Source organism: Mycobacterium sp., from assembly GCF_049280035.1.
Lineage (GTDB): Bacteria > Actinomycetota > Actinomycetes > Mycobacteriales > Mycobacteriaceae > Mycobacterium.
The window spans coordinates 1-7,277 of the sequence record NZ_JBAPPI010000646.1 but is presented as its reverse complement, the minus strand read 5'-3'; the positions used below and the strand labels follow the sequence as shown (position 1 = coordinate 7,277).

The following is a 7,277-nucleotide window of genomic DNA, read 5'->3' as shown; positions in this document are numbered from 1 at the left end:
GGGTAATCGTCTTGCGCCGCACCCGGCCGGACCTGCCGCGCGGGTTCCGCGCGCCCTGGGTGCCGCTGCTGCCGATCACCTCTGTGTGCGCGTGTCTGTGGCTGATGATCAACCTGACCGTGCTGACCTGGATCCGATTCGGCGTCTGGATGCTCGCCGGGGTCGCCATCTACCTGGGCTACGGCCGTCGGCACTCGGTGCTGGCCAGGCGAGAGGCCGCTGCCGCCGAAAAAACCGCGAGTATGGGTTCCGCCGCTCCGTAATCGGCTTTACAAAACATAGCTCTATGTCTAGACAGAAGACGCAGAGTCCAGTATTGTCCAATCTCAAGGTGCTCTGACTCACGAGGAGGTTGGCGATATGACCGCCGCTATAGGCCCAAACGCTTTTGCGTGGCAGGACAAGAAGCGCTATCTGTGGTTGATGGGACTGATCGTCCCGACGCTGCTGCTGGTGATCCTGCCGATCGTCTGGGCGATGAACCAACTCGGTTGGCACACCGCCTCGCAGGTGCTGTTTTGGATCGGTCCGATCCTGCTTTACGTCCTGCTGCCGGCGCTTGACCTGCGGTTCGGGTCTGACGGGCAGAACCCACCCGATGAGGTGATGGACTGGCTGGAGAACGACAAGTACTACCGCTACTGCACGTACGTGTTCATCCCGTTCCAGTACCTCAGCATGTTCCTTGGTGCCTATCTGTTCACCGCGTCGAACCTGAGCTGGTTGGGTTACGACGGGCCGCTGAGCTGGCCGGCCAAGATCGGTCTGGCGCTCTCGGTGGGGGCCCTCGGTGGAGTCGGCATCAACACCGCGCACGAAATGGGTCACAAGAAGGAGTCGCTGGAGCGCTGGCTGTCCAAGATCACCCTGGCGCAGACCGGCTACGGCCACTTTTACATCGAGCACAACCGTGGCCACCACGTGCGGGTCGCCACACCGGAAGACCCGGCGTCGTCTCGCTTCGGTGAAACATTCTGGGAGTTCTTGCCCCGCAGCGTCTTCGGCAGTCTGCGCTCGGCCTGGGGGCTGGAGGCACAGCGGCTGCGCCGGCAGGGTGCCAGCCCGTGGAACCCCAAGACCTATCTGTCCAACGACGTGCTCAACGCCTGGCTGATGTCGGTGGTGTTGTGGGGTGTGCTGATCGCGATCTTCGGCCCGGCGGTGATCCCGTTCCTGGTCATCCAGGCGGTCTTCGGCTTCAGCTTGCTGGAGGCCGTGAACTACCTCGAGCACTACGGGCTAATGCGGCAAAAGAACGCCAACGGCCGCTACGAGCGTTGCACCCCCGAGCACAGCTGGAATTCCGATCACATCGTCACCAACCTCTTCCTGTACCACCTGCAGCGACACAGCGATCACCACGCCAACCCGACCCGCCGCTACCAGACGCTGCGCAGCATGGACGGGGCGCCGAATCTGCCCAGCGGCTATGCGGCGCTGATCGGGTTGACCTACTTTCCGCCGCTGTGGCGCAAGTTGATGGACCACCGGGTGCTGGCGCATTACGGCGGCGATATCACCCGGGTCAACATCCAACCGCGCCGGCGACAGAAGGTCCTGGCCCGCTACCGGACGGCGGCATGATGACCGCCTATCGTTGCCCCGGCTGCGGTTACGTCTACGACGAAGCTAAAGGTGCTGCACGAGAAGGATTTCCAGTGGGAACGCGCTGGGAGCAGATCCCCGCAGACTGGTGCTGCCCGGACTGCGCGGTACGAGAAAAGTTCGACTTCCAACCGGCTTAGAAAGATGGGAGCAAACAAATGAGTTGCGATGAGCGCTTGCGCGAAGAGCGTCAGAACCCGTTCAAGCTGTTCGTGTGTGTGCAGTGCGGCTTTGAGTACGACGAGGCCAAGGGCTGGCCAGAAGACGGCATCGCGCCTGGCACCCGCTGGGACGACATCGGTGAAGATTGGAGTTGCCCGGACTGCGGCGCAGCGAAATCCGACTTCGAGATGGTCGAAGTCGCACGTTCGTGAGCACTCCGCCGGCGACGATGCAGAGCGAAGCGATGAGGGCGAGCGGCGCAACGCCTAGTGTCGTGCTTGTGAAGCAACGGGTCCCGTACGCCGAGGCGTCACGGGCCCTGTTGCATGATTCGGTGCTCGACGCGATGCGCGAGTTGCTACTCAGCCGCGACTGGTCGGCGATCACGCTGGCCGATGTGGCCCGCGCCGCCGGCATCAGCCGGCAGACGATCTACAACGAATTCGGCTCGCGGCAAGGTCTTGCCCAGGGCTACGCGCTGCGGTTGGCCGACCGACTGGTGAACGCCGTCGAAGACGCCATCTACTCCAACGTCGGCGACGTCTATGCCGCATTCCTGCAGGGATTTCGGTCGTTCTTCTCCGAGTCGGCGTCCGACCCATTGGTCATCTCGTTGCTGAGCGGGGTGGCGAAACCCGATCTGCTGCAAATCATCACCACCGACAGCGGGCCGATCATCACCCACTGCTCGGCTCGGCTGACGTCATCGTTCCAGCACAGCTGGATCAAAGCCAGCGACGAGGACGCAGGCATCATGGCTCGTGCGATCGTCCGGTTGTGCATTAGCTATGTGTCGATGCCGCCGGAGGCCGATCATGACGTCGCCGCGGATCTGGCGCGGCTGATGACACCGGCCGCCGAACGCTACGGTGTCATTGAGCCCGACTGACCCCGCATCAGGGCACCGCCGCGTCGGGACTAATGTATATGCAAGCTAATTAGTTGATGACGAAGGAATGGGCTTACACATGACGACGACCGAAAATTCGGTGAGCGCCGACGTTCGCAACGGCATCGAATTCAAGGTGGCCGACCTGTCGTTGGCGGACTACGGTCGCCGCGACATCGAGCTGTCTGAACACGAGATGCCGGGTCTGATGTCGCTGCGCCGCGAGTACCACGACGTGCAGCCGCTCAAGGGAGCCCGGGTTTCCGGCTCGCTACACATGACGGTGCAGACTGCGGTGCTGATCGAAACGCTGGTCGCGCTGGGCGCCGAAGTGCGTTGGGCGTCATGCAACATCTTCTCCACCCAGGACCACGCCGCGGCCGCCGTGGTCGTCGGCCCGCACGGCACCCCCGAGGAGCCCAAGGGTGTGCCGGTGTTCGCGTGGAAAGGCGAGACGCTCGAGGAGTACTGGTGGGCCGCCGAGCAGGCGCTGACCTGGCCGGGCGAGCCGGCCAACATGATCCTCGACGACGGCGGTGACGCCACCATGCTGGTACTGCGCGGTGCGCAGTACGAGAAAGCCGGCGTGGTGCCGCCCGACGACGAGGACGACTCGGCTGAGCACCGGGTGTTCCTGAAGCTGCTGCGCCACCGCTTCGAGACCGACAAGGGCAAGTGGACCAAGATCTCCGAGTCGATCAAGGGCGTCACCGAGGAGACCACCACCGGCGTGCTGCGGCTCTACCAGTTCGCCGCGGCCGGCGACCTGGCGTTCCCGGCGATCAACGTCAACGACTCGGTCACCAAGTCGAAGTTCGACAACAAGTACGGCTGCCGGCACTCGCTGATCGACGGCATCAACCGCGGCACCGACGTCCTCATCGGCGGCAAGACCGTGCTGGTCTGCGGTTACGGCGACGTCGGCAAGGGCTCGGTGGACTCGCTGGCCGGCCAGGGCGCGCGGGTGACCGTCACCGAGATCGACCCGATCAACGCGCTGCAGGCGCTGATGGAGGGCCACGACGTCAAGCGGGTGGAGGACGTGATCGGCGAGGCCGACATCGTCATCACGACCACCGGCAACAAGGACATCATCACCCTTGAGCACATGAAGGCCATGAAGGAAAAGGCGATCCTGGGCAACATCGGCCACTTCGACAACGAAATCCAGATGGCCAGGCTGGAGAAGTCCGGCGCCACCAAGACCAACATCCGCCCCCAGGTCGACCTGTGGACCTTCAAAGACACCGGCAAATCGATCATCGTGCTGTCCGAGGGCCGGCTGCTGAACCTGGGCAACGCCACCGGGCACCCGTCGTTCGTGATGAGCAACAGCTTCTCCAACCAGGTCATCGCCCAGATCGAGCTGTGGACCAAGAACGACGAGTACGACAACGAGGTATACCGGCTGCCCAAGCACCTCGACGAGAAGGTCGCCCGCGTGCACGTCACCGCACTCGGCGGCGAGCTGACCAAGCTGACCAAGGAGCAGGCCGAGTACATCGGCGTCGACGTCGACGGGCCCTACAAGCCGGACCACTACCGCTACTGATTTCGGTTACCCGTCGTTGAGATTGCACGTAGGGCTGTTGATCCGGGCATTTCACGACCCTGTGCGCAATCTCAACACACATCGATAGGCTCGCGACGTGCTGATCGCCATCGAGGGCGTCGACGGCGCCGGCAAGCGCACCCTCTCGCAGGGTCTGCGCGCGGCCTTTGAAGCTGGCGGGCGGTCGGTGGCCACGCTGGCGTTTCCGCGATACGGGCAGTCGGTGGCCGCCGACGTGGCGGCTGAGGCGCTGCACGGCCAGCACGGTGACCTGGCTTCGTCGGTGTATGCGATGGCGATGCTGTTCGCGCTGGACCGTGCTGGCGCCGCTGCAGAAATCCGGGCACTGTGCGGCGACCACGACGTGGTGATCCTGGACCGCTACGTGGCGTCCAACGCGGCCTACAGCGCCGCCCGACTGCACCAGGACGCCTCCGGTGAGGTGGTGGGCTGGGTACATCAGATCGAATACCACCGGCTGCAACTTCCTGCACCGGATTGGCAAGTGCTGCTTGGGGTTTCGGCTGAACTTGCCGGCCAACGCGCCCGCCAGCGCGCCCACCAGGATGCCAGCCGGTCGCGAGATGCCTACGAACGCGACGACGAGCTCCAGCAACGCACCGGCGCGGTGTACGCCGGCCTGGCCGCCGCGGGCTTCGGCGGCCGCTGGGTGGTGGTCGATGCGGACGTCGATCCTGGCCAGCTGGCGGCCAGGTTGACGGCCTAACGGCGCGAACTGTGGTATTCGGGCAAGAAACGCGCGTGTGGCAGCTGCGTTTTATCAAGATCTGGTGACACCATGGACGCCATGAGGCAAAGGATTCTCGTGGTCGACGACGACGCTTCGCTGGCCGAGATGCTGACCATTGTGTTGCGCGGAGAAGGTTTCGACACCGCGGTCATCGGTGATGGCACCCAGGCGCTCACTGCTGTGCGCGAGCTGCGACCCGACCTGGTGCTGCTGGATTTGATGTTGCCCGGTATGAACGGCATCGACGTGTGCCGGGTGCTGCGCGCCGATTCGGGTGTCCCGATTGTGATGCTCACGGCCAAGACCGACACCGTCGATGTTGTCCTCGGCTTGGAGTCGGGTGCCGACGACTACATCATGAAGCCGTTCAAGCCCAAGGAGCTGGTCGCTCGGGTGCGGGCACGGCTGCGGCGCAACGATGACGAGCCCGCCGAGATGCTGTCAATCGCCGACGTGGACATCGATGTGCCGGCGCACAAGGTGACTCGCAATGGCGAGCAGATCTCCCTAACGCCGCTGGAGTTCGACCTGCTGGTGGCGTTGGCGCGTAAACCCCGCCAGGTGTTTACTCGTGATGTGCTGCTCGAACAGGTGTGGGGATACCGTCACCCAGCGGATACCCGCTTGGTGAACGTGCATGTCCAACGTCTGCGCGCCAAGGTCGAAAAAGACCCGGAGAACCCGACCGTTGTGCTGACCGTTCGAGGAGTGGGATACAAGGCCGGACCTCCGTGACACCCGCTGCCGGGGGGCGGCGCTGGTGATGTGGGGCTCAAAGCCACGCATTCGCAGTCGCTCGGGCCGTGCTGGCCCGGTCGTGCGCGGCATGGGTGCATTGGGTCGGGCCGTCGGCGTGGCTTGGCGCCGTTCGTTGCAACTTCGGGTGATCAGCCTGACGCTTGGAATGTCGCTCGCAGTGATCTTGGTGCTCGGCTTCGTGCTGACCAGTCAGGTCACCAACCGCGTTCTTGACGTCAAGGTCCGTGCGGCGACGGAGCAAATCGAGCGGGCCCGTAACACGGTCAGCGGGATCGTCAGCGGCGAGGAGGCGCGGTCGCTGGACAGCAGCCTGCAACTTGCCCGCAGCACGTTGACGTCCAAAACCGATCCGACGTCCGGCGCCGGGCTGGCCGGTGCGTTCGACGCGGTGCTGGTGGTACCCGGCTACGGTCCGAGGCCCGCGGCCGCCGCCGGGCCCGTCGATCAGCTGCCCGCTGCGCTGCGGGACTTCGTCAAGGCCGGGCAGGTCGCCTATCAGTACGCGACCGTGCACACCGAGGGCTTCTCGGGTCCGGCGCTGGTTATCGGCACCCCGACGTCGTCGCGGGTGACCAACCTCGAGCTTTACCTGATCTTCCCGCTGGGCAACGAGCAAAGCACGATCGCACTGGTCCGCGGCACCATGGCGACCGGCGGCCTGGTGTTGATGGTGCTACTGGCCGGCATCGCGTGGTTGGTCACGCGGCAGGTGGTGGTGCCGGTGCGGGCCGCCGCCCGTACAGCCGAACAGTTCGCCGAAGGGCATCTGTCCGAGCGGATGCCGATCCGCGGCGAAGACGACATGGCCCGGCTAGCGGTTTCGTTCAACGACATGGCCGAAAGCCTGTCGCGGCAGATCGCCCAACTGGAGGAGTTCGGTAACCTGCAGCGCCGCTTCACCTCCGATGTCAGCCACGAGTTGCGTACCCCGCTGACCACCGTCCGGATGGCCGCCGACCTGATCTATGACCACAACGAAGACCTCGAACCGGCGCTGCAGCGGTCCACCGAGCTGATGGTCAGCGAGCTGGACCGGTTCGAGACGCTGCTCAACGATCTGCTGGAAATCTCACGACACGACGCAGGTGTGGCCGAGCTGTCGGTGGAGGCCGTCGACCTCCGCGCGACCGTCAACAGCGCGCTGGGCAATGTGGGTCACCTGGCCGAAGACGCGGGGGTCCAGCTGATTGTCGACATGCCGTCCGACGAGGTGATCGCCGAAGTCGACCCCCGCCGGGTCGAGCGGATCCTGCGCAACCTGATCGCCAACGCCATTGACCACGCCGAGCACAAGCCGGTGCGGATCCGGATGGCCGCCGACGAAGACACCGTCGCCGTCACCGTCCGCGACTACGGCGTCGGGCTGCGACCGGGCGAGGAGAAGCTGGTCTTCAGCCGATTCTGGCGCTCGGACCCGTCGCGGGTGCGGCAATCCGGTGGGACCGGGCTGGGGCTGGCGATCAGCGTCGAGGACGCCCGCCTGCACCAGGGGCGGCTGGAGGCCTGGGGCGAGCCGGGCGAGGGCGCCTGCTTCCGGTTGACGCTGCCGCTGGTGCGCG

The 7,277-nt window shown here is 64.9% G+C and carries 9 protein-coding genes; all 9 read left to right on the top strand.

The features are described 5' to 3' along the window. The coding region (locus tag WAN71_RS20780) for an amino acid permease C-terminal domain-containing protein (protein WP_422227136.1) at nucleotides 1-263 on the top strand (263 nt) is incomplete at its 5' end. 97 nt (nucleotides 264-360) lie between these two features. Continuing rightward, nucleotides 361-1,584 (top strand): alkane 1-monooxygenase, encoded by a 1,224-nt coding sequence (locus tag WAN71_RS20775; RefSeq protein ID WP_422227135.1) that lies wholly within the window; start codon nucleotides 361-363, stop codon nucleotides 1,582-1,584. Beyond that, nucleotides 1,584-1,745: a rubredoxin gene (locus tag WAN71_RS20770; protein WP_422227134.1), complete on the top strand. Its 162-nt coding sequence runs from the start codon at nucleotides 1,584-1,586 to the stop codon at nucleotides 1,743-1,745. The genes WAN71_RS20775 and WAN71_RS20770 overlap by 1 nt, the downstream gene beginning before the upstream one ends. Before the next feature lie 18 nt (nucleotides 1,746-1,763). Further along, nucleotides 1,764-1,979 carry a rubredoxin gene (locus WAN71_RS20765; protein ID WP_422227133.1) on the top strand — a complete coding sequence of 72 codons (216 nt, stop codon included), beginning with the start codon at nucleotides 1,764-1,766 and terminating at the stop codon, nucleotides 1,977-1,979. Nucleotides 1,980-2,011: 32 nt separating this feature from the next. Beyond that, entirely contained in the window at nucleotides 2,012-2,656 is a 645-nt protein-coding gene (locus tag WAN71_RS20760; RefSeq protein WP_422227137.1) for a TetR family transcriptional regulator, read from the top strand. A 79-nt stretch (nucleotides 2,657-2,735) separates the two neighbouring features. Further along, nucleotides 2,736-4,208 (top strand): adenosylhomocysteinase, encoded by a 1,473-nt coding sequence (gene ahcY, locus WAN71_RS20755; protein WP_422227132.1) that lies wholly within the window; start codon nucleotides 2,736-2,738, stop codon nucleotides 4,206-4,208. 97 nt (nucleotides 4,209-4,305) lie between these two features. Next, nucleotides 4,306-4,935, top strand: coding sequence for a dTMP kinase (locus WAN71_RS20750; RefSeq protein WP_422227131.1), 630 nt, complete (start codon nucleotides 4,306-4,308; stop codon nucleotides 4,933-4,935). A 72-nt stretch (nucleotides 4,936-5,007) separates the two neighbouring features. Next, nucleotides 5,008-5,694: a two-component system response regulator MtrA gene (gene mtrA / locus WAN71_RS20745; protein ID WP_422227130.1), complete on the top strand. Its 687-nt coding sequence runs from the start codon at nucleotides 5,008-5,010 to the stop codon at nucleotides 5,692-5,694. Between the two features lie 28 nt (nucleotides 5,695-5,722). Continuing rightward, nucleotides 5,723-7,277 (top strand): MtrAB system histidine kinase MtrB (gene mtrB, locus WAN71_RS20740; RefSeq protein WP_422227129.1); only part of this gene is annotated, 1,555 nt, incomplete at its 3' end.

Excerpts from the sequence above, each read along its gene's own strand:
- WAN71_RS20775 (WP_422227135.1), top strand. The coding sequence starts at position 361 with ATGACCGCCGCTATAGGCCCAAACGCTTTTGCGTGGCAGGACAAGAAG.
- WAN71_RS20770 (WP_422227134.1), top strand. The coding sequence starts at position 1,584 with ATGACCGCCTATCGTTGCCCCGGCTGCGGTTACGTCTACGACGAAGCT.
- WAN71_RS20765 (WP_422227133.1), top strand. The coding sequence starts at position 1,764 with ATGAGTTGCGATGAGCGCTTGCGCGAAGAGCGTCAGAACCCGTTCAAG.
- WAN71_RS20760 (WP_422227137.1), top strand. The coding sequence starts at position 2,012 with ATGAGGGCGAGCGGCGCAACGCCTAGTGTCGTGCTTGTGAAGCAACGG.
- ahcY (WP_422227132.1), top strand. The coding sequence starts at position 2,736 with ATGACGACGACCGAAAATTCGGTGAGCGCCGACGTTCGCAACGGCATC.
- mtrA (WP_422227130.1), top strand. The coding sequence starts at position 5,008 with ATGGACGCCATGAGGCAAAGGATTCTCGTGGTCGACGACGACGCTTCG.